13 protein-coding genes are annotated in these 23,055 nt (G+C 54.8%); 8 read left to right on the top strand and 5 right to left on the bottom strand.

Annotated elements, in window-relative coordinates; all coding sequences use genetic code 11:
* The first annotated feature begins 5 nt into the window (after positions 1-5).
* Entirely contained in the window at positions 6-1,253 is a 1,248-nt protein-coding gene (locus tag SCD_RS14840) for a glycosyltransferase (protein ID WP_009207241.1), read from the top strand.
* Positions 1,254-1,432: 179 nt separating this feature from the next.
* Here the strand turns inward: SCD_RS14840 and SCD_RS16760 are convergent, their stop codons facing one another.
* The 4 genes from SCD_RS16760 to prsT (SCD_RS14820) form a co-directional block, all read right to left on the bottom strand.
* Positions 1,433-2,449: an EDSAP-1 family PEP-CTERM protein gene (locus SCD_RS16760; RefSeq protein WP_009207242.1), complete on the bottom strand. Its 1,017-nt coding sequence runs from the start codon at positions 2,447-2,449 to the stop codon at positions 1,433-1,435.
* A gap of 252 nt (positions 2,450-2,701) precedes the next feature.
* Positions 2,702-3,382 (bottom strand): DapH/DapD/GlmU-related protein, encoded by a 681-nt coding sequence (locus SCD_RS14830; protein ID WP_009207243.1) that lies wholly within the window; start codon positions 3,380-3,382, stop codon positions 2,702-2,704.
* Between the two features lie 201 nt (positions 3,383-3,583).
* Complete coding sequence (gene prsT / locus SCD_RS14825) at positions 3,584-6,358, bottom strand: XrtA/PEP-CTERM system TPR-repeat protein PrsT (RefSeq protein ID WP_009207244.1); 2,775 nt, start codon at positions 6,356-6,358, stop codon at positions 3,584-3,586.
* 14 nt (positions 6,359-6,372) lie between these two features.
* Entirely contained in the window at positions 6,373-9,132 is a 2,760-nt protein-coding gene (gene prsT, locus SCD_RS14820) for an XrtA/PEP-CTERM system TPR-repeat protein PrsT (protein WP_148290801.1), read from the bottom strand.
* A 459-nt stretch (positions 9,133-9,591) separates the two neighbouring features.
* On the opposite strand from prsT (SCD_RS14820), the gene SCD_RS14815 reads away from it, so the two are divergent.
* From SCD_RS14815 to cysC, 7 genes are all read left to right on the top strand, one after another.
* Entirely contained in the window at positions 9,592-10,509 is a 918-nt protein-coding gene (locus SCD_RS14815) for a transglycosylase SLT domain-containing protein (protein ID WP_009207246.1), read from the top strand.
* A gap of 585 nt (positions 10,510-11,094) precedes the next feature.
* Complete coding sequence (locus SCD_RS14810) at positions 11,095-12,045, top strand: S1 family peptidase (protein ID WP_332370306.1); 951 nt, start codon at positions 11,095-11,097, stop codon at positions 12,043-12,045.
* A gap of 15 nt (positions 12,046-12,060) precedes the next feature.
* Positions 12,061-13,458 (top strand): TIGR03013 family XrtA/PEP-CTERM system glycosyltransferase, encoded by a 1,398-nt coding sequence (locus tag SCD_RS14805; RefSeq protein ID WP_009207248.1) that lies wholly within the window; start codon positions 12,061-12,063, stop codon positions 13,456-13,458.
* A gap of 22 nt (positions 13,459-13,480) precedes the next feature.
* Complete coding sequence (gene prsK / locus SCD_RS14800; RefSeq protein WP_009207249.1) at positions 13,481-15,556, top strand: XrtA/PEP-CTERM system histidine kinase PrsK; 2,076 nt, start codon at positions 13,481-13,483, stop codon at positions 15,554-15,556.
* Positions 15,557-15,572: 16 nt separating this feature from the next.
* Complete coding sequence (gene prsR / locus SCD_RS14795) at positions 15,573-16,928, top strand: PEP-CTERM-box response regulator transcription factor (protein ID WP_009207250.1); 1,356 nt, start codon at positions 15,573-15,575, stop codon at positions 16,926-16,928.
* 167 nt (positions 16,929-17,095) lie between these two features.
* The gene (locus tag SCD_RS14790) at positions 17,096-18,934 is read left to right on the top strand and encodes an asparagine synthetase B family protein (RefSeq protein WP_009207251.1); all 1,839 of its coding nucleotides are present in this window, start codon (positions 17,096-17,098) and stop codon (positions 18,932-18,934) included.
* 139 nt (positions 18,935-19,073) lie between these two features.
* The gene (cysC, locus tag SCD_RS17040) at positions 19,074-20,636 is read left to right on the top strand and encodes an adenylyl-sulfate kinase (protein WP_009207252.1); all 1,563 of its coding nucleotides are present in this window, start codon (positions 19,074-19,076) and stop codon (positions 20,634-20,636) included.
* 38 nt (positions 20,637-20,674) lie between these two features.
* On the opposite strand, the gene SCD_RS14780 is transcribed toward cysC, so the two are convergent.
* Positions 20,675-23,050 (bottom strand): VanZ family protein, encoded by a 2,376-nt coding sequence (locus tag SCD_RS14780; protein WP_009207253.1) that lies wholly within the window; start codon positions 23,048-23,050, stop codon positions 20,675-20,677.
* Positions 23,051-23,055 lie beyond the last annotated feature (5 nt).

Here is a 23,055-nt window from a genome sequence, read left to right as displayed (position 1 = left end):
GTGTAATGCAAAGCCGAAACAAGCCAGTTATTCTTCTTGTTGCTGAAGCGGTCACGCTTGCGCATTTCGCCCGGATTGCAACGCTGGCGAAGGCGCTCGATCCCGCGGTGTATGAAGTGGTTGTCGCATCGGATCCTCGCTACACCGATCTGGAAGCGCCACTTGGCTTTGCGTTTCATCCCATTCGATCCATCTCCACAGCCGAATTCGCACAAGCCCTTGCCCGGGGCAAGCCGCTTTACAGCGTAGAAACGCTTACTCAGTACGTCGAAGACGACCTTGCGCTGCTCGATAGCGTCAAACCCGATCTGGTGGTCGGAGACTTCCGCCTGTCGCTGGCCGTGAGTGCGCCGTTGCGCCGCATCCCCTATGCTTCCGTGGTCAATGCCTACTGGAGCCCGTTCGCCGATACCGCCTACCCGGTACCTGACTTGTCCATGACCCGGATTCTGGGCGTCCGCCTGGCGCAAAAACTGTTTGATGCAGCCAGACCCATGGCCTTCGCCCTGCATGCCCGACCCTTGAACCGGGTACGCCGCCACTATGGACTGCCGTCGCTTGGGTCGGATCTACGAAATGTCTACACTTGGGGCGATTACACCCTGTATGCGGATATCCCCGAAGTGGTGCCGACTCGCAGGCTGCCAGCCCAGCATCGCTATCTTGGCCCGATTCTCTGGTCCACACATACACCGCTGCCCGAGTGGTGGAGCCGCCTTCCCGAAGACAGGCCGATCGTATTCCTGACTCTGGGCAGCTCGGGTCAGGCCGATCTCCTGCCTATGGCTCTCACGGCACTGTCGAAACTCCCGGTCACGGTTATTGCTGCCACCGCAGGCAACATTGCGCTTGCCGATGTGCCTGCCAATGCGTACATCACAAATTACCTGCCGATGGACATCGCAACCCGACGCGCGCAACTGGTGATCAGCAACGGCGGCAGCCTGACTACCTACCAGGCTTTTGCCAGTGGCGTGCCGGTCATCGGTCTGTGTTCCAATATGGATCAACTGCTGAATATGGGTGCGACAGAACGCTTGGGAGCCGGAATCATGCTGCGTGCCGGAAAGGCGTCTTCTGCCAGCATATTGGAGGCTGCAATTGCCATCCTTAATAATCCATCTTATGCGCAGGCGGCCAACCGGGTTGGCCGGATCCTGGTGCAGACTGATGCTGCGCAACGTTTTCGGGATGTCGTGGAGGAGATGCTCCGCCAAAGGAGCAATCCCTCTTCGGACCAACCCCAGAAGTAGATTGGCAAGAATGCGGCTTGCATCCTGTACGAATTGCCCAGGCAACCGTCGGAAAAATTTACACCCGCGAAAGTAGTGCTAGCCCGTTGGCTATAGGTGGATTGCACCGGTTTGCGGGAGGAATGAAAAAAGGCAAGAGTTTGATCCCTTGCCTTTCAAAACCACCTAGCGCAGAGCGCTTATGCTTGCTTGCGGCGGCGGGCGAATGCTGCTCCGAGCAGGCCTAGTCCCAGCAGTCCAAGGGTGGCAGGTTCAGGCACACGCTTGACGTCCGTTTTCTCGATCATCGACAGGCTTAAGGTGTAAGCACCAGTGCTCAATGCATTGGTGTACGCAGAGTAGCCACCGAAGGTATCGTTAGCATAAGGTCCCGAGTGTACCGCGTCAGGATCACCCCCGGTCAGCACTTCACGAGTCAGGTTCAGGTTCTCTGCATCGGCCAATTCCGTACCGCCAGCAATCCCATCGCCGACCACACCGTTAGGCGCCCATACAAAGGTTGGGACCAGATCGCCTACCTTGGTCAAGGTGATGGTCATGGAGAGCGTGCCGCGCGCTACCGAGCCCGCTTTGGCAAGCGCGTCTAGCGAAGCCAAAATGTAAGGGTCGGCCAGGAACGAGAAAGAAATCCGGCAGTCGTGGCTCGCGCAATCGCTTCCGAGTTGAATGCCAAGGCTGACGGAGGTCGAAGATATGTTGCGTCCGTCCGCATCACCAAAACCGCTATACTCGACATTGCTCTCGGCCATGTTGCGTGCCTCGATCGGGGTGCCAGTAATACTCTGTTCGGTCACCACTTTTGCATCGCCGGAGGAGTAGTTCGTTCCCAGTTGGCCGAAGAGATTGTAGTAAGTATTGCCAGCACCGGTGGTGGTGACCATCTCATTGGTACGGAATGGGTTTGAGCCCGTGCCGTTGGAAGCGGGTGCGTCAGGAGGCGGAGTGACTGAAGAGCCCGCGCTTCCGCTGCCATTCAAAGTGGCGGCGCTGGAGGAGAGGGACGATGGGGTTCCAAAGGTGAAGATTCCAGGAATGCCCGCACCAACAGATTGCCCATCAAACAGCCCGATTACAAAACCATTGCTAATATTATTTGTTACCGTTGCGTAGGCGTTCGCCTGTGCTTGACCGGACACACCGATTCCGCAGGCAAGCATGCTGGCCGACAGCGCAAGCAGCTTAATTTTCGTTTTCATGATTGTTCTCCTATTAATAAATGTTGAGCTTCTTGAACCTGAGAGGCTCTGCCGTCGAAACTGGCCGGTCTTGGCACTCACTGTTGGTTAAAGCAGAAAGTGTGCCATAAATAAATAAACCATCAAAAACAATTTGTTATGATTAAAGCTCAATTGCTGGCGGGTTGTGTGTATGTGGCTTGTAAAATTTTCCGACGCTACCTACGAGCCGTGAGTCCAACCCAAATTCAGACCCGGGTGCGCGGTTCGGCATCAGGCTACCGCCCCCGATTCCCGCCGCTTTAACAATTTGGCCGGAACACCGCCCCAGATCTCCCCAGCTCCTATGTGAGTGCCCTTGGTTACCACCGCGCCCACCGAGACGATGGCGCCATCACCGATGGTGACCCCGGACATCACCACAGCATGGGCACCAACGGTGACATTGTTGCCGATGTGAATGGGATGGTGAGCCAAGCGCGTACCTTCGATGACGTGAGGCACGAGCAGGGCGGATTCACCAATGACAGAATTGTTCCCGATTTGAACAAAAAGCGGGTCATAAATCAGGCCGGAGCTGTAAGTATTGTGGCCAAGTCGGGCGCCCAGAACCAGGTAGAGCAGGCGCATGAAGGGGATAGGGGGGGTTCCACTACGCATGATGGAATTGAAGAAAATGAGGTAAAACAGAACATAAACATGGTAGACGAATTCGGCCCGAGATCCTTCGTGAATCTCGCCTTCCGGCAGGGGCATGGCCACCAGAAACAGTCTGTAGACAGCGATTGCATACGCATAGACATATGCCACCCAAGCTGCAACCATGCCGATCCCACGAAAGTCTCCCAGCGGGAGTTTGCCTGGCAGCAGGCTGGTTGTTGCTGTTGCCAGCGCAAAAACAATCAGACATAGACCAATAAAAACCACGATGGGTTGCCAGGTAATCTTGCGCATGATCGGCTAAATAACCTCGTGGTTGGTTGAGATGGTGAAACAGGTAAAAAGGGATCGCGCATAGGCAGGGAGGCCTTCGGTGGCGGAATGCGCTGTAAAATATTCCGACACTGTGCCTGAAGCCATGACGGCAGGCCGGTTAAAAAGTTGGTCAGGTTGGAGACAGTGTGGCTTCTGATGGTTCATGGGATCCGCCTTGGCCTACCATTTTTTTAGAAGTGCTTTGGCTTCGTCTTGCTGTGGAAAGCTTAACCCAGAAGCCAGAACGGCCTCAAGCTGTTTGCGCGCCTTCTGCCTGTCGCCCGCTTTGGCGAGCGCAACGGCGTAGTGAAAGCCGATTTCCGGATTTGTGGGCGCGAGTGCAACCGCTTTTTGCAGAAGTTCGACGGCGCGTGCCGTTTTACCCTGTTCGAATAAAATCCAGCCCAGGGTGTCCGTGATAAACGCGGCATCGGGTCTGAGTTTATAGGTTTGCTCCGCCATGGCCAGCGCACGCGGATCTTTTGCGCGATGATACAGCCAGGCGAGGTTGTTGAGAGCGAGCAGGTTGCCGGGCGCATCCCGTAATAGAATCTGGTATTGCTCGATGGCTTGCTTATCTTGCCCGCGGGTCATGTAAGCTTGCGCCATGTAGGTGCGGGTAGCGGTGTCTTTAGGTTGCTCTTTGAGCCATTGCAGCAGACGGGCGTCGGAATCCTTTACACTTCCGGCCAGTGACTGCGCCTGGTGCCGTTTGACCGCGATCAGACCGCTTTTGTCGAGGGCAAAGGCTTTCTCGTAGGACTTTGCAGCCTGGTCATACTGCTTCTGGTCGATGTGAATGTCGCCTTCGAACACGAAACCTGCCGACATCTTGGGGTTTTGCTGTTGCACCTGCTGGGCGATTTTCAGTGCATCCGCAGGTTTTCCAGACCTGAGTTCCAGAGAGATGAGCGCGGCTTGCGCCTCCAGAAAGTCGGGCTTCAGTTCCAAAGCTTGGTTTAATGATGCTTTGGCTGCGTCAAGGTTTTTTGCGGTGGCCTGTACCGATGCGAGTTTGAAATGAGCAAGTGGCGACTTGGGTGCCAGGCGGGCGAGTTTTTGGTAACTCGTGAGTGCATTCTCCGTTTCACCGGCGGCAAGCTGCGTTGCACCGAGCAAGTCCAAGGCATCCGGGTCGTCAGGATTGGCTGTCTGCGCTTCGCGCGCAAGGTTCAACGCCTTTTGTGCCTCATTAATTCCCAGGTAGTGTTCTGCCAGGAGTCGGCGTGGCTGAAGCGCCGATGGATTGGCCCGTGCCGCCTGCTCCAGCCAGGAAACAGCCTCTTTCTTGTTACTTGCCAGCTTGACCAGCGCCAACAATGCGGGGAGATTATTTTTATCCTTGGCCAGGATGGCTTCGTAGCGCTTGCGGGCAGCCTGGGGTTTGCTTTCCTGGAGGTCGATCTGCGCCAGGTTCATGGCTGCTGAGCTGTAGGCTGGATTGAGTGTCAGCACGTGTTCAAAATTTTTCCGCGCATTGACAAAATCTTTTTTGCCGGCGTAGGCCGCCCCTCGGAAATTGTATACAGCGGGGTTGTTCGGACTCTTTTTCTCAAGCACGTTAATCGCTGCCAGCGCTTTGTCGAATTCGCTGTTACGCAGATGGGTCAAGATCAATAGTGTATCTGCCACGGTTTGACCTGGATCTTCTGCGGTTGCGGATTCCAGTTCTGCCATGGCGCGCGCCGAGTCGCCGGTGGCCATATGACTTAGGCTCAGTGCGGTGCTTAGTTTGGCGTTTTTCGGATCGATTGCTTTTGCTTTTTGAAGATAGTCACGCGCCTGCGCGGGTTCATGCGCTTGCAGAGAGGCTTCGCCAGCCATCGTCAACACGCTCAGGTCTCGGCTTTCCATCATGAGCAGGGGTTTTAAGGTGTCTAGTGCACGAACGGGTTGCCCCGTTTTCAGCCACGCAGCCGCGAGGCCTTTGCGCGCATACATGCTATTGGGGACTTGGCTCAAAACCTTGGTGAAATTCTGGATGGCCTGTTCATAACTGCCGAGTTCGTAGGACACCATCCCGAAAAGCAGGATGCTTGGCAGATGATTGGGGGCATCCTTCAGTACTTCTTGCAGGTTATCCCGCGCTGCGGCATATTTGGCCTGCCGAAATCCCAGTAGTGCCTGTAAATACTTGGCCCGCAGATTATGCGGCGCAACTTTGCGCGCCGTACCAATCTCCGACTGCGCGGTATCAAACTTGCCTGCCGACATGTGCAGAAAGGCCAGGCTCAGGCGGGCATCGACGTGATCAGGATCGATCTTGAGTACGTCAGAGTAGGCGGCTTCTGCCGCTTCAGGTTCATTTCTGACTTGCGCCAGTTTGCCCATCCACATCCAGGTGTCGGCATTCTTGGCGTCCAATTTGAGGGCCTGTTCAAGCAATGCCTTGGCATGATCTAAGTCCTTCGTGGCAGCGGCGCACCTGGAAAGACCCCAGTAGGTAGGGACATAAGCTGGATCGATCTTCGCGGATTGCTTGAACAGCTCGCATCCTTGCTCCAGATGACCCAGGCCTAACTGAGCCTCACCGTGAAGCTGTTGAATTTTTGCCATATTTTTGGGAGATGTTAAGGTGCTTGGCGTGACCTCATTAAGGACCCGTTCATAGCTCTCCTGCAAAAGCAATGCCTGACCCAGCAGAACTTTGATTGATTCCTCGTTGACTCCGAGTTTCTGTGCCCGCAGCAACTCTTTTTCCGCGTCCTTACCTTGTTGCGCCTTGATATAAATTTCCCCTAGGAGCAGGCGAGCTTCGGCATTGTCAGGGTTTTGCTGCAACGCATTCTTGAGTTCGATGATGCTTGCGCGTGGGTCACCCTTGTCCAGGAAGTCCTTTGCCTTTTGGATATGTTGCTGAGGTGTTGAACTACTGATCTGATCGCACGCTGAGACAACAGGTAATGCGATGATTGCCGCCAACAGCGCCGCTTTGCCAAAAGCACCTGAAACCATTTTTCTCTCCTTTATCATTTACCGATTTGCAGCTGCTTAAGCATGTTTTGCGCATCTTTCTCATGGGGAAATGCAACCCCGCTGGCAAGCAGTCGTTCCAGTTCCTGCCGGGCATGCGCGCTATCACCCGATTTCGCCAGTGTGACCGCCAAATGCCAGCGGATCTCGGCAACGCCCGGCGCCTGCGAGACGGCGCGGCGAAGGGGGTCGAGACCTTTGGCAGGCTGTCCGGACTGGGTCAGCAGCCAGCCGTAGGTGTCCAGTATAGTGGGATTATTGGGTTGAAGCTTCAATGCCTGTTCGGCATACGAAAGCGCGCGATTATCTTTGAGTTCCGACAACGCCCAAGCGAGATTGTTGAGGACAATAAGGTTACCCGGGGTTTGCTGATTCTGGAGCAGGTAATGTTCCGAGGCCGCCTTGAATGCGCCGCGCGCGATCAGGTGCTCAGCCAGATAAAGCCGGGTTCCGCCGTCCTGCGGATGGCTGGCGAGCCAAGAGGCAAGCCGTTTCTCACCTTCCTCGAATCGGCCTGCACCGGCTAGTGCCTGGTACAGGCGAACCAGTGTGACGGGAGAGGGCGCGAGTTTGTGCGCGCGCTCAAACGCGGCGAGCGCGGCGGGATATTGCTTGCGTGCCAGTGCCGTATCGCCTTCCAGCATCAGTCCTGCTGGGGAAGCGGGCTTTTGTTGCTGGATCTGTTTGGCAATTTTATGCGCTTCGTCATACCGCGCAGACTGGATTTCAAGGCTGCCGAGCATGAGTTGCGCCTCAATCAAATCGGGTTTCGTTCCCAGCGCCCCTAGCAGGGTTTTGCGTGCGTCCCCGGGTTGCTTCATCGCCATCTGAACCTGGGCGAGCTTCAATTGCGGTTCCGTCTGGTTGGGGAGTTGATCGGCGAGTTTGCGGTAGGTGTCCAAAGCGTTGCCCAAGTCTTTGCTGGCAAACTGGGCGGTGCCAAGCAGGTCGAGCGCAGCCGGATTTTTGGGTTGGACGTTGACCGCTTCGCGCGCGGCGAGTACGGCTTTGGCATTGTCGCCTTTGGCCAACTGGAAACGCGCCTGTAGTAAATGCGGCTGGATGGCTTGCGGGTTGGCGTTGGTCGCTTTTTCCAGCCAGTTGGTGTAAGCTTTTTCGTCCTTCTGGAGCAGGCTCAGATCAGCTATGGCAAGCATGGCCAGGAGATGTTTGGGATCAGCTTTGAGAATATCTTCGAAACGTTTTCGCGCGTTCGTGGCCTGTCCATCCTTGAGATCAAGCTGGGCGAGATTGGCGGCGGCAGTGAAAAATTTGGGATCGAGTTTGAGCGCGTGTTCGAAACTGTCGCGCGCTTTTGCGATGTCTTTTTTGCCAAGGTAGGCCACACCCCGGTAATTCCACGGCAAAGGGCTCTGCGGCATTTTCTTTTCCAGCACGGCGATGCTGGTGAGCGCTGCGTCGTATTGCCGGCTCTTGATCTGGCTGAGGACGATGAGGATATCGGCGCGACCACTTTCACCCTCAAGTCCGGAGGCGATTTGCAGGTCGGCGAGCGCACGCTTGTCGCCTTGCGCCAAACGCGAAAGGCCTAGCTCGGTGCGGATGGCGGCGTTATTCGGGCTGATCTGCGCGGCTTTCTCGAAGTGCTCTGAAGCTTGAGCAAACTGTTTTTTTGCGAGGGCGGTTTCAGCGGCGATTACGTGCACGCCTGCATCATTCGAATGTTCGGGATCAAGCGGAACAAGCGTGCGTGCGGCATCGTCCGGTCGTCCTTGCCGCAATTGTGTTGCGACCAGCAGTTTGCGCGCGTAGAGGCTGTTTGGGTCTTTGTCCAGATAGGTTTTCAGATGCTGTTCGGCCTGTTGCAGCGAGCCCAGGGAAAACTGGACCGCACCTGCAAGTAGCACGCTGGGCATGTGGTTGGGTGTGGCGCGCAATATCTGCTGAAGGGAATCGAGCGCTGCTGCATGTTTCCCCTGGCGGAAATCGAGCAGCGCCTGCAAGTAATCCACCATCAGGTTCTTTGGCGCCTTCTTGCGCGCTGCCTCGATATCGGCACGGGCCTCACCAAATTTCCCGGCGGCAAGTTCCACAGACGCTCGGCTAAGGCGTGCCGGCGTGTTGTCCGGCATGATCTTCAGAGCCTCTCCGTAGGCGTCCAGAGCAGGTTGAATCTTCCCTTGGGCTCGAAGCAAATCACCCTTGAAAAACCAAGCGTCGATATTTTTTGGGTTTTTGCTCACCGCGAGATCGGTGAAGCTCACGGCAGCATCGATGTCTTTGTCCTCGATGGCGAGACGGGCCATCCCGAGCAGGGCATCGGCAAAGTCATCCCTGGACTGGAGCGCCTGCTCGAATGATTGCTTGGCATCCTGGTATTTGCCCAGACCGAGATAGGCATTTCCGCGCAAACCCAGTATTTCCGGAGAGGTTGGTTTCTTGGCTGCGGTTTGGTCTGTTTCATCCAGAACCTTCTGGAATTGTCCTTGCATCAGCAAGACTTTTCCCAGTCCCGGCGCTACCTTGTCACGGCCCATGCCTAGCGCCAGAGCCTTGCGTAGTTCCTTCTCGGCCGAAGCGGGATCGCCGGTTTCCTGATAAATCATGCCTAAGAGGTGGCGGGCTTCGGCATCATCCGGGGTTTTCTGCAAGGCGTTCTTAAGCTGAATAATGGCGGCCTGGTTGTCCCCCTTTTGCTGAAACTGCTTGGCTTGAGAGATTAGTGCCTGGGTGTTTTCGACCTTGCTACAGGCGGTTGTTCCTCCCCCGATTAGCACGACGATCGTCGAAAGCATAACCCACTTGTTTACCCGCTTATTACTGCCGAAATTATGCATAGGTACTTTCTGCTATAAGAGCCTTTGCTAGGCAACCCGGTCTTAGCATGGAATCTATTTTTGCCGCAATATTTTACAAGACCAACGGTATAAATTTAGACGGGAATGGAGACAGACTCTCATAACACATTCTATTATTTATTATTATTTATTGATAGACCTTGCCCACAGGGGAGTCAAGGTTGCCACGGTCATGGCGGCCGTAATCTTAGCAACAAAATGCAAGTGAGTGAGTTGCTTGCGGCGTTTAGGTTGATGATGCCAGGATCCGAATAATGTCGGTATTTTTTACACACACCACTGTCAGGCATCGAGCGCTATTAGTTAATCTGTTGTAATTATAAGAAAATCATATTTTGGCGTGAAACTTGCAGGTGTGTATCACCAATCTTGAACAAAATTAGGTGGTAAGTTGCAATGTCTTTTTCAGGCAAGCTCTTGGTAGTGCTGGTAGCGTGGACCTTGTGTGTCAGCAGTGCCGGCGCCGACGACCATACGCGCTCATCGCTGGCGGTGCAGGAAGCCGGTTTGGACAATCCTGAGGCGCTGGTCGCACTGGCGGTAAAGTATGAACATGCCGAGGGCGTGAAGCAGGACTTTGCCAAGGCGGCAGACTTGTATTGTCGCGCCGCCCGCCTTGGTTTTGCCGGTGCCCAGTTTGCCCTTGGCTGGATGTATGCTAATGGACGCGGCGTTTCCCGCGACGATGGGGTGGCCGCGCATTTATTTGCTATGGCGGCCGAACAGGGGCATGAGCACGCGCAGGAAATGGTGCGCTATACGCGTTCTTCTGCGGCGACGTCGTTGCCACGCTGTTTGTTGCCCGAGGAATCCGCGCCGGAAACGGGAAACGGTCCGGAGCCGGTGGATGCAAAGGTCTATCCGAAAGGCCCTATCTTCACCCTGGTGCAACAATTGTCGCCCCGCTACTCGGTAGATCCCAAGCTGGTTTTGGCGATCATATCAGTTGAATCTGGTTTCAACGTGAGAGCGGTATCACCTAAAAATGCACAAGGACTGATGCAACTCATCCCCGAAACGGCGCATCGTTTCCGCGTCAAAAACGCTTTCGATCCGGCGCAAAATATCCAGGGTGGGTTGGCCTACTTGCAATGGTTGCTTGCATTCTTCAAGGGCAATGTGCCGCTGGTTGCCGCAGCCTACAACGCCGGTGAGAGGGCTGTAGAAAGGCATCGCGGGATTCCTCCCTATCCCGAAACAAGGGACTACGTGCGAAAAATAACGGCCCTTTACGGGAAGTCTACCCACCCCTTCCTGATCAACCTGGCTGAGACGTCATCATTTGTGGCGTTGCCGGTGAACTATCCTCAATAAACTCGTAACGGTCGCCCTGGTTTGAGTTAGGCATTTCAAATTCCCCGAGATCTGTTGCAGATTCCAGATCTCCGGTTACCTCAAGGCCAATGGACGGTCTGCCGCCAGGCAAGAAATATCTTGTCTGCACTGATAACGCGCCGGAGGCTCGCGGCATCACACCCTGTGTCAGAAGGTGTGCAGCAAGCGAGCTTGGGAAGGGCGCGAGCGACGCATCGCAATTCCCAGTCAGGTCTCGTCGAACAATGCGCAGCCATCGTCGACAACTGCCAGAACTTTTGTGATTGGGGGGGCAGACCTTGTCATCGGCGCTGGTTATGGAAATGCCTCGCGTTTATAAAATCCTCCACGAGGTCTTCGTGAAACAGATACACTCCTGTCATAGCGCTGCTACCCTTCCCTTCGGACTTGAGTCCGCCGCTATCATGAAGTGCGTTGTCTTTCAGCTGATAAGCCAAGACTAAGTGGATTTTTTGATGGTCCGCTACACCTGCGGACCTTTCTAATCACGGCGGACCTGTCACGTTCGGAAACTGGGGCTAGTGTGCGCAGTAGTGTTCAGCGAGTACCATACCCCATTTTATAATGCGCTATAGTGGAATAGAGATGGTTTCGTCATGGCAGAGGGCTTTGAGGGGTTGGTTCTTGATGCAGATGGAGAGGGACCGCATAATTATTTGCGCGATAATCGCGACAGGGGACCGTAGCGGGATGGGTATGAATAGCAATACACGATTGAATGGCTGCAGTGCTTTCCTGGGCCATTGCTTAGGGCGCGTAAGAAATATTGTCCTTGTGGGACTGGGGTTGCTGATGGTTTCCCCGCTTTGGGGTACCGAGCTGGTCCAAACAATTGAACGTATCAAGCCAGCCGTTGTGGGTATAGGAACTTTTCAAAAGACGCGTACCCCGCCAGTGAATTTTCTGGGCACAGGCTTTGTGCTGGATGATGGTCTCCACGTGGTCACCAATGCTCACGTTGTCCCCGAATCGTTGGACATCGGGAACAAGGAGTCGCTTGTCGTGATCACTGGCAAAGGTAAAGAGCCGGAACTCAGGGCGGCGACTCCAGTTGCTCTGGATAGGGAGCACGATCTGGCTCTGTTGAGGATTAGCGGGACGGCTCTACCTGCAATGCAGCTCGGGGATTCGGGCGCTGCCCGGGAGGGACAGGCATTGGCCTTCACCGGGTTTCCAATCGGAATGGTTCTGGGGTTTTATCCGGTGACTCACCGCGCCATCATTTCCGCGATCACACCCGTCGTGTTACCAGCACGGAACTCCCGTGGGCTTGACGCAAAGATGATCGGCCAGTTGCATCGGTCCGCCTATACCGTGTTTCAGCTCGATGGCACAGCCTATCCCGGCAGCAGCGGGAGCCCCCTCTACGATCCTGAAACCGGGTTGGTGTACGGCATCATCAACATGGTGTATGTAAAGGGAATGAAGGAAGCCGCCCTTACTCATCCGAGCGGCATAACCTACGCTATCCCCGGAAATTACATCGTCGATCTGCTGGGTCGAAAAATACCGTAAAAGGGAGTACCTGAGTTGGCTCGAATTTCCAATCATCACATTTCCACAACGGCAATCTTTCTTTTTAGCGTGGAAGCGCTCGTACTGATGATCTCGGTTTACCTAGGGACAAAAATTCGTTTTCTTGACCAGCCCCAGCTTTTTTCAGCCGCTCTTACGGACCTGTTTCCGCAGGCTGGCACCTTTGCCGTTGTAATGGTCTTGAGCATGACTGCGATGGGGATGTATCAACTGGATTCCAGGCCGGACCCCAAGGCTACGTTGCTTCGCCTCATGCCTTCCCTGGTTTTGGGGTTGGGCCTTATGAGTCTGGTTTTCTACTGGGCGCCCGACCTGTATTTTGGCCGCGGCATATTGGGGATAGTGTTGCTTCTTGCCATGGTGGGGATATTTCTGACTCGGTCGGTTTTTTTCAAGTGGTCCCGCTTGGGAATTTCGGAGTCTCGGATCATGGTGCTCGGTACAGGTGCCAGGGCTAAGGAATTCGGTGATCTGATCGGGAACGACCCTGGTTGCCATAAATTCAAGATCGTCGGTTTTGTGGCGCTACCAGGTGAGAAGCATCTGGTGCCTCCCTCCTCCGTTTTGCCTGCGGAAGGGCTCCTGATGGCCATGGTCAACAAATACTCTGTAAGTGAGGTTATCGTCGCGGTTGGAGACCGGCGCAACGGCGGCTTCCCAATTCAGGAGCTTCTGGAATGCAAACTGCATGGGGTCAATGTGAGCGACGCCGCCAAATTTTACGAACGCGAGCGAGGCCAGATCCGGGTTGATTCCCTTTTCCCTAGCTGGCTGGTCTTTGGCGATGGATTTGAGCAAGGGATCTTGAGAAGGGTCGTCAAGAGGGGTTTCGACTCGACCGCAAGCGTCATCCTTCTGGCGGCCACATTCCCCGTCATGCTGGTTACAGCCCTCTGCATTTTCGTCGAAAGTGGTGCGCCTATCCTTTTTCGGCAGGAAAGGGTGGGAAAAGGGGGCGAAACGTTTATGGTCCTGAAGTTTCGCAGTATGAGAAATGATGCCGAGCAAGAGGGAAAACCACAATGGGCGGCTGCTAATGATCCACGGACAACAAGGGTGGGCAGAATTATCCGGAAATTGAGGATAGACGAACTTCCCCAGATATTTAACGTGTTGAAAGGGGAAATGAGTTTTGTGGGTCCCCGCCCGGAAAGGCCCTATTTTGTGGACCTGCTCAGCGCCAAGATCCCCTATTACAACACTAGGCACAGCATCAAGCCGGGGATAACCGGATGGGCCCAGGTACGCTACCAGTATGGCGCCTCGGTGGGGGATGCCATCGAAAAGCTGCAGTATGACCTGTACTATGTGAAGAACAACAGCCTGTTTCTGGATATCATTATTCTGATAGATACAATCCAGGTCGTCTTGTTGGGCAAGGGGGGAAGGTGAGCTCAAGTCACCGAGATATTCCATGTTGACAACAAACATTGTGGCACTCAGCTACGCTGCCGCTGCGGCAGCATTTTTTTTCTTGTCCGGCCTCCTGTTGACAAGTTGGCGCGGTCGTCTGCACGGGATGGTGCTCACCGTCGCATGCCTGCTTTCTGCGCTTTGGGCGGCGACGGTCGCTTATCAGGCCACTTTGGGGCGTCCGATATCGCTCCTGACGGATATCCTGGAAATCCTTCGGAACGCAGGCTGGACTGCTTTTCTGGTCATGTTGCTGGGACCCTTACGGCAGACGGAGGTTTTGTCTCCCCCCAGAGTCAAGCCAGCTGTGGTGGCAGTGACAGGGTTTTACCTTTTGCTCTTTCTTGTCACTCTCTACTCTTATGAAGGTCTTGGCACTGCCCCCTTTGGGGCGATGGCCAGCGTCGTCGGACGCGGGGCAATGGCGGTTATTGGCATGATCCTGGTGGAGCAGCTCTACAGAAACACGCCTGCCAAGCAGCGCTGGGGGATAAAATTCGCCTGCCTGGGGATAGGCGGGTTGTTCGCTTACGATTTCTATCTTTATAGCGATGCCATGTTATTCCGGCAGGTGAGCCCGGAGATCTGGACAGCGCGAGGGATAGTCAATGCCCTGGTCGTTCCCTTGATGGCGGTGTCTGCCGCGCGTAATCCTCAATGGTCATTAGGAATTTCGGTTTCGCGCCGGATCCTGTTCCATTCCACGGCGCTTTTAGGGGCCGCCATGTACTTGCTGGTCATGGCGGCTGCCGGTTACTACTTGCGTTTTTTTGGGGGAAACTGGGGCCCGGTGCTGCAGGTTGCTTTTCTGTTCGGTGCCGTCGCATTGCTCCTGATTGTGCTGTTCTCGGGCACTTTGCGTTCCTGGCTAAAGGTTTTCATCAGCAAGAATTTTTTCAGCTACAACTACGACTATCGGGAAGAATGGTTACGTTTTATCCTCACTCTCTCCGAGGATGGCCACGGTCTGGGCGAGCGCGCCATCCAGGCCATTGCTGAGCTGGTGGAAAGCCCTGGCGGAGCTTTGTGGATCAGCAGCGAGTCCGGTGATTGTGAACTTGTTGCGCATTGGAACATGCCACTGGCTGGCGGGATAGAGCCAGTGAATAGCCCCTTTTGCCGGTTTCTCGAAAACCAGCAATGGGTGATGGATTTGCAAGAGTACGACACCAATCCCGAAAAATACGCTGCAATCACCATTCCACAGTGGTTACGCGCTATTCCAAAGGCTTGGCTGGTGGTTCCGCTGATTCAGCACGGAGGATTATTTGGTTTTGTGCTGCTGGCTCAGCCCAGGAGCAGAATCAGGCTGAACTGGGAGGTGAATGATCTGCTCAAGATCGCCGGCCGCCAGGCGGCAAGTTATCTCGCGCAACAGGAAGCGGCCAATGCGCTTCTGGTGGCGCGACAGTTTGAATCATTCAATCGCATGTCCACTTTCGTCGTACACGACCTGAAAAATTTGGTTTCCCAGTTGTCACTGCTGCTTTCCCTCACCGAAAAACACAAAAATAACCCGGAGTTCCAAAAAGACATGACCGACACGGTGGATTTCTCGGTACAGAAAATGAAGCTGCTCCTTCAGAAATTGAGCAGCGGTACTTCTGATGAGAAGTCCGCCCCGCTACCTATTGAAAATCTGCTGCAGCAGGCGGTTGCGGCCAAGCTGGCCGATACGCCGAAGCCGGTGCTTGAGATCCAGGATCCCGGTCTGGAGGTCTTCGCCAATTGGGTGCGCCTGGAACGGGTGATCGGGCATCTCATCCAGAACGCCATTGAGGCTACTCCAAGAGACGGCCAGGTCCTTGTGCACTTGGCCAGGCAGGATGAGTCTGCAATCATAGAGGTCAAAGACAGCGGGCACGGCATGAGCGAGGAGTTTATCCGCGAGCGGCTGTTCAAGCCCTTCGAGTCTACCAAGTCGGCAGGCATGGGAATAGGCGTGTTTGAAAGCCGGGAATACATACGTGAACTTGGGGGCCAGCTGGAAGTTACCAGCAGCCAGTCGGGCGGCACTACTTTCCGTGTGATGCTGCCGCTTCATCGCCAGGATCAGGCTGTCGAGAGAGTCGCATAGTTTGAAAGGGAATTCGGTGAATCGGGACAAACCCCACCTGCTGATTATTGAGGACGACCCCGGTCTGCAGAAGTTGCTGCGCTGGAATTTCGAGGCTTACGAAGTTTTGGTGGCAGGGGATCGTGAAAGCGCACTCGCGCAAGTTCGTCGGTATCAACCGGCGGTTGTCACCATGGATCTCGGGCTTCCTCCTGACCCCGATGGTGCTTCCGAGGGCTTGGCCACGCTGCAGCAAATACGCGCACTTGCCCCGGATACCAAGCTGATCGTCCTTACCGGCAACCAGGATCATGCCAATGCGGTGAAGGCCATCGGCATGGGCGCTTACGATTTTCACCAGAAACCTTTTGATCCAGAGATGCTCGGTCTGGTGGTCGAACGGGCCTTTTTCCTGTATGCGTTGCAGCAGGAAAACCGTCGGATGCAGCAAGTCCAAATGGATTCACCCCTGTCGGGCATTATCAGCAGGGATCCGGGTATGCTCAAGATATGCAGTAACGTGGAAAGGGTCGCGACCTCTGACGCCACAGTAATGCTATTGGGCGAAAGTGGAACCGGCAAGGAGTTGCTGGCAAAGGCCTTGCACCAGTTGAGCTCGCGGCAAGGGGAGCGGTTCATGGCGATCAACTGTGCGGCGATCCCCGAAAGCCTTCTGGAAAGCGAGCTGTTCGGTTATGAGAAGGGTGCCTTTACCGGGGCTGCCAAGCAGACTCTGGGCAAAATCGAGATTGCCAATGGGGGCACCTTTTTTCTCGATGAGGTGGGTGACCTGCCGATGGCCCTGCAGGCAAAAATTTTGCGCTTCCTGCAGGAAAGGGTGATAGAACGGATAGGGGGTCGTGAAGAGATTCCTGTGGATGTGCGCATTGTCTGTGCGACACATCAGAACCTGAAGGAAATGATAGCAGCGGGAGACTTCCGCGAAGATCTCTATTACCGGTTGAGCGAGATCGTCGTCACGATTCCTCCACTACGGGTGCGGGTGGGAGATGCCGCATTGTTGGCGCATCACTTCAGGAACAAGTTCAGTGTTCGGGAGGGACGTTCCTCGCTTAATTTCAGTCAGGAGGCGCTGGCCACGATAGAAAGCTATTCATGGCCAGGCAATGTGCGGGAAATGGAAAACAGCATCAAGCGTGCCGTCATCATGGCGGATGGCTCCCAAATCAGTGTGGACGATCTTGGGCTGCAGCCTTCATCCAAGGCAGAAGAAGAGCATCTCAATCTACGTCAGGTGCGGGATGAGGCGGAATACAAGGCCATTGTGAAGGTGCTGGCGAGAATGGATGGCAATATTACCAAGGCGGCCGACTTGCTGGGTATCAGCCGCCCAACCCTGTATGACCTGATGAACCGGCATGGGATAAATTAGCTTAACTTGTCGCGAAGTATTCATTTCAAATTCTGTATATCCAACATAATTTCATGCTTTTATACAATATAACCATCCCTGATGGGGTGGCCAAATAATGGAACGACAATGGGTTTAAGGGCCAAAAGATAAAGGGCTGCGATGTTAAAAAAAATAAGGAACTTGTTGTGAGTGGTCTGTGCGGCTGGATAGGCTACGGTGCCACAACGGCAGAAAATCGGCAGATTGTTGAGCGAATGGCTGGGCCGCTGGCGCGCTTTGATGGTAGCAACATTCAGACCTTGGTGGGGAGGGCTGGTGCCCTGACTGTCGCCGCGAGCGGCGACAGTGCTCACCTCTACCACAATGAAGGGCTTTTGGTCGCGGTATGGGGCCGGGTCAGATTTATGGAGTCTCGTCTGGCCCTGCTTGCGCAGGCCGAGGGTGTGGCTAAAGTACTGGCAGACGGCTGGCGGGAAAAGGGCGAATCAGTTCTCTCGCTTCTGGAGGGTGCATATGCCCTTTGTATCCTGAATGAAGCCACCGGTGAAGTGGTTCTGGCGGTTGATCGCATGGGGAATCTGCCTCTTTCCTACACACTTTCTGGAGATGGACTGGTATTTGGTTCATCGGCGGATGCTATCATTCTTCATCCGTTGGCAAGACCGGAGATCGACCCGCAGAGCCTCTACAATTACCTTTATTTTCATATGGTGCCTGGTCCCGACACGATCTACACGGGGCAAAAGCGCCTCCTGCCGGGCGAATATCTGGTTTTCAGTAAGGGCAGGGCGGAAACAAAAAAACACTGGGAAATGCAGTTCCTGGAAGGTCAAAATCGTCCCTTTGACGAGCTCAAGCAGGAATTTTTGCGGCTGTTGCGCTCAAGCGTGCGCGAGGCCTCCTCAGATCAGGATGTTGGCGCCTTCCTCAGTGGCGGGACAGACAGTTCCACGATCGCGGGCATCCTGGGGGAGGTTGGCGGCCGGCCTGCCCGCACCTACTCCATCGGCTTCGAAGCCGATGGCTATGACGAGATGGAATACGCTCGTATTGCGGCCCGACATTTTTCTACCGAGCATCACGAATACTATGTTACTCCGGATGACGTGGTGGCAGCTATTCCGCAGATTGCAGGAATCTTCGATCAGCCCTTCGGCAACGCTTCTGCCGTGCCCACGTTTTATTGCGCACGCATGGCGAGAGCGGACGGCCTGAACAGGATCCTGGGTGGTGACGGGGGTGACGAGCTATTTGGCGGTAACGATCGTTATGCAAAGCAGTATATCTTTTCCCTCTATGAACGTATTCCCTCGTTATTGCGCAAGGGGGTGCTGGAACCTGCCGTTTTCGGCATGCCCGGTGGCCAGAGAGTGCCGCTGGTGCGCAAGGCCCGCAGCTACATCGAGCAGGCCTCGGTGCTGATGCCGGCGCGCACGGAAACTTACAATCTGCTCGATCGTTACGGCCATGAGGAGATTTTTACACGGGAATTTCTAGCCACCGTTGATCCGGGACAGCCTCTCTCCCGCTTGAAAGAAACTTATCGCCAAACCCATGCCCAAAGCCTGATCAACCAAATGCTCGCCCTTGATTTGAAGTTTACTCTCGCCGACAACGACCTGCCTAAGGTGGTCAAGGCCTGTGAACTGGCGGGGATGGAGGTGGCTTTTCCGTTTCTCAACGACGAAATGGTGGCCTTCTCGGCGGGGCTGGCACCGGAGCTCAAACTCAAAGGGACAAAACTGCGTTATTTTTTCAAGGAAGCGCTGCGCGATTTTTTGCCGGGCGAGATCATCACCAAGCAAAAGCACGGTTTCGGCCTGCCTTTCGGCGTCTGGCTCCAGGATCACAAGCCACTGCAGGAACTGGCCACCGATAGCCTGAATGGCCTGAAATCGCGCAACATCGTGCGCGCCGAGTTCATCGACAAACTGCTCGGGCAGCATCTGGCGGAGCACGCCGGATATCATGGCACCATGGTATGGGTGCTGATGATGCTGGAACAGTGGTTCAGGCAACGCTAGTGGCCTGCTTCCGAAAATACCCCGGATTCAAAAAATCCCTTAAAAAATTTTCTGGGAGTAAGCAGCTATACTTTTAAAATAAGCGTTGCACTTCAGACATGCAATTCACCCCAATTATCTTACGTTATCGAGTTTCAATATGACTTACGCCCCAGACTCCACCGTCATCAATGCACTCTCTCGCAGCCAGCAGCACAGGAAGGCTTTGAGCTTCATTATCTGTGGCAGCGTCGGCTCCGGCAAGAGGACCCTGGCCAGTCAGCTGCCCTATCAATCAGAAATACTGTTCGAGGGTCAGCTGGCCATGCTGAACGCCGGTACGAAGAATAAAACTCAGGGCGCCGACAACCCTGATTCCGCCTTGCTAGCGGAAGGAGTGTCCGCGGGTCAAGAGCAGATTGATGCCGCCGGCCACCTCTTTTCCGCCGATGTGGCAGTCATCCTCATCGACGCAAGCCAAGGCATGCTCACCCAGGATCGCCAGCATAGCCACCTGGTATCATTGCTAGGAATCCGCAAGGTCATCCTGGCCATCAACAAGATGGATCTTGTGAACTACTCGGAAATAGCATTTCAGCGCATCGTCGACGACTACCGCAGCTTCGCTAGCCAGATCGGGCTGGCACACATCACTGCCATTCCCCTCTCGGCATTGCATGGCGACAACATTGTCGCGCCCGGTAACCACATGCCGTGGCACCAGGGCACCACTCTGACGAGTTGCCTGGAAGCGATGGAAATCGATATCGCGCGCGGAGAGGCCATTTCTGCAGCTGATGCGCCGGCAAGTGTGGCCGACCAGTTTGAATCCACGATTATCTGGATGCACGATGCCCCCCTGTTTTCGGGGCGGTCGTATTTGCTCAAGACCGGATCCCAAACGGTTACAGCCACTATTACCGACATCAAATACCAGATGAGCATGGACTCTCCGGAACACCTGGCGGCAACAAAATTGGAGAACAATACCGTCGGCGTGTGCAACATCAGTGTCAACCGGCCGGTCACCTTCAAACCCTATAACGAAGATCGGGATATGGGCGGTTTCATCCTGATCGACCGAGTGAGCAACCGCATCGTCGGGATGGGCTTGCTGCACTTTGCCCTGCGCCGTGCACAGAACATCCACATGCAGCACGTCGACGTGGACAAGGCCGCACGCGCCATAAGCAAGGAGCAGAAGCCCTGCATGCTGTGGTTCACCGGCCTTTCCGGCTCAGGGAAATCCACCATCGCCAATCTGGTGGAAAAGAGGCTACACGCCATGGGCTGCCACACTTATCTGCTCGATGGCGACAACGTGCGTCACGGCTTGAACAAGGATCTTGGATTCACCGAGGTTGACCGGGTAGAGAATATCCGTCGCGTGGCGGAAGTAGGCAAGTTGATGGTGGATGCCGGCCTGATCGTCCTGGCCGCATTCATTTCCCCTTTTCGGTCGGAACGCCGCCTGGCGCGGGAACTGCTCGAAGAAGGCGAATTTATTGAGATATTTGTTGATGTCCCGCTTTCGATCGCCGAAGAGCGCGACCCGAAAGGGCTTTATCGCAAGGCCCGTAAAGGTGATCTGAAAAATTTTACCGGGATCGACTCGCCTTATGAGACGCCTCAAGCACCTGAAATCCATCTTGACACAGCTTCGATGTCACCCGATCAGGCGGCTGAACTGGTCGTGGAAACTATTCAGCCCATGTCGAACTAATTAATCAGGCAATTGGTCTTTAATATCGTGAGGGCTTTTCAGTTCTGGTGCTGGGCTATATTTGACTTACATGCGTTGTGGCCCAGGAATGGTGCCTGGCTGGCAGCAATGGCGAAAAGCAGTGTCCCATGTGCGAACCCATAGCGCAGTAGCAGTTCCATGGGTGTTGCATAGTGGGCCCTGTCCTGGCTCAAAAGAAACTGAAAAGCGGAAAAAACTTGGCCGTATTTGATGATGTAGGACTCAAAGCCAGCGTGCAGAGCGAGATAAGCCAAAGGAAACGAGGCAATACTCCATAGTACTCCTCGCATGGTGCCTACACGCATGCCGGAGCCGAGCGCACCGGCCAGTTGAGCTCCCGCCAGGGCAAGCATGAACAAACCGGCAGCGACCCACAGAAATGTCTTTGGCGTTCCGCCCCCGGCAAGAAGCTCGGTCAGATTGTCTGTTGCAGCGTACCGAATGACCACGATATAGATAACCGGCAACAAAGCCAGCGTAGCGACTGACCATACCCAGATAAAGCCACTTGCTTTGGGTAGCCAGGATCGCAATGAGATAAATCCTGCCCCAAATGAAACCACAGACCAGAGCGCGAACAAGCTGATAAAACGTCCGATCGATTCCCATTCCCAAGGCCAGTCCAGAATGGGTGAGCCGACGATTTTATGAATCATTTCGAGGGGCGCTGACATGCGCAGCAGAAACCAGGCGACGATACCGTGAAGTAGCAGATAGGCGGGCAGATATTCAGGCCGTTGCGAGCCTGTTGTCAGGTGTCTGGCTGCCCAGGCCGGGAAGCCAAATATCCATGCAACAGCGCACGCGAGGGCTAGAGAAGACAAGACGGGGTGCTCTTGTCCGATCAGTTTGCGTACGTTGTAGGGTACCTCAGGGATATACGTTGCAGCCAGGAGCAGCAAAGCAAGCCCCAGCACGAGTCCCCCTGCAAACAGCCATGGACTGTGGCGAGGCGCCGGTATGACAGGTGTAGTTCGTACTCGTTGGTGGCGCATGGACATAATTCGCCATGCAAGTGCGCACCCCGCCCAACCCCCTGCTATTTCCAATACCCAGTCAGTCAGGTCGGCGAATTTGCCGGGCAGGAATAGCTGGCCTACTTCCACTGAGCCAGCAACGATACCCGTGCTAGCCAAGGCGGCCATCTTCCAGAGAGAGGGTGGCCCGGAGCGAATTTTGCCTGCAAGCAAGGCGAGCAGTATGCCCAGTGGAAAAAAGAACCCGATCTTGTGCAATACTTCAGTCACTGCTCGATATTCGGTACCGAAGTAATAGATGGCAAGAGGCACCCGGGTTGTTGCCTCGGTAAGCCGGCTGTGCAAGAACGCTCCATCAGTTCGAAAATCGAAGGGATACCAGAACACGGCAAATATCAGGGCTAGCCAGAGGAGTATCCCTGCGATTAATCCGCTGGTGTTGCCCACTGCTTTAGCCTGTTTTACAGCAGGTTCTCCGGCTCGCCATCGAATAGCCAGCCATATCCCGATAGCAGAACCCAAACTGCCGGTGAGAATGTCGGTAGTGTCTGTGACGCGGGTGTAAACAAAAATCTGGAGAAACTCGATCATGGCCGCTGCGGCAGTCAGCCTGAGCCAGATTCGTTTTGTATCGTATCTGGCGGTAAGGCTTGCCAGTACCCCGGCTGGAACCCATATCAACACATCCGTGAGAAAGCCGTAGAATTGTTGCGCAAGATCGGCCTGTCCGTTTGTGAATGGAATGAGGACAATACGCCCTTCATGCCACTTGTGGTAGATCTCTACCGGGCTGATGGTCAGATCCAACGGCAGGATGTTATACCCGAACAACAGAAACAGGTAGCCATAAAGAAGCCGCTGGGCGAGATCCATTGGCCCTTCGACGGCTCGCCAGCCCAAATACCATCGAGTTACGGATGACCCGATAACCCACCACAGAGAGATGCCTATAAAAGCGCCGAGGGTTTCTGCGTAAATGTCGTTCAGCGAAACGGTGCGTGGCGGGAAGAAAATCTGGGTAAATTCAATCGCCACACTCAGGCCGGTGCAGGCAAGTAGCACTAATAGCGTTGCCGCGATACGCCAGCCTACGATTTTTGAGTGCCACAGTGTGCCGAGCCATACAAAAGCCAAAGGCACGAACAGCAGAATGTTTGCCACCCAGTCGGCGCGAGATCCAATTCCCAGGTTAAGGTAGCGAATGTCGCGAAAAAATGCCCGAGCTTCTTCCCATGGGTGCGGCTGGAAGTGCAGCGGCACCAAGCTTCCGTAAATGACAAAGGCCGTGTACGCGAATGCGAGCAACAGCAGGAACTGGCGCGTCTCAGTACTATTCTTCTCGTCAGGGCCGGATTTGCGCTGAGGCTGAGCAGACCCGGCCGAATGCGGATTGTAGGCGATTGGCATTTCAGGCATGACGG

This window comes from Sulfuricella denitrificans skB26 (assembly GCF_000297055.2).
In the GTDB taxonomy this organism is placed as follows: domain Bacteria; phylum Pseudomonadota; class Gammaproteobacteria; order Burkholderiales; family Sulfuricellaceae; genus Sulfuricella; species Sulfuricella denitrificans.
The sequence above is the reverse complement of the archived record's forward strand: the minus strand, read 5'-3'. Positions and strand labels throughout refer to the sequence as shown.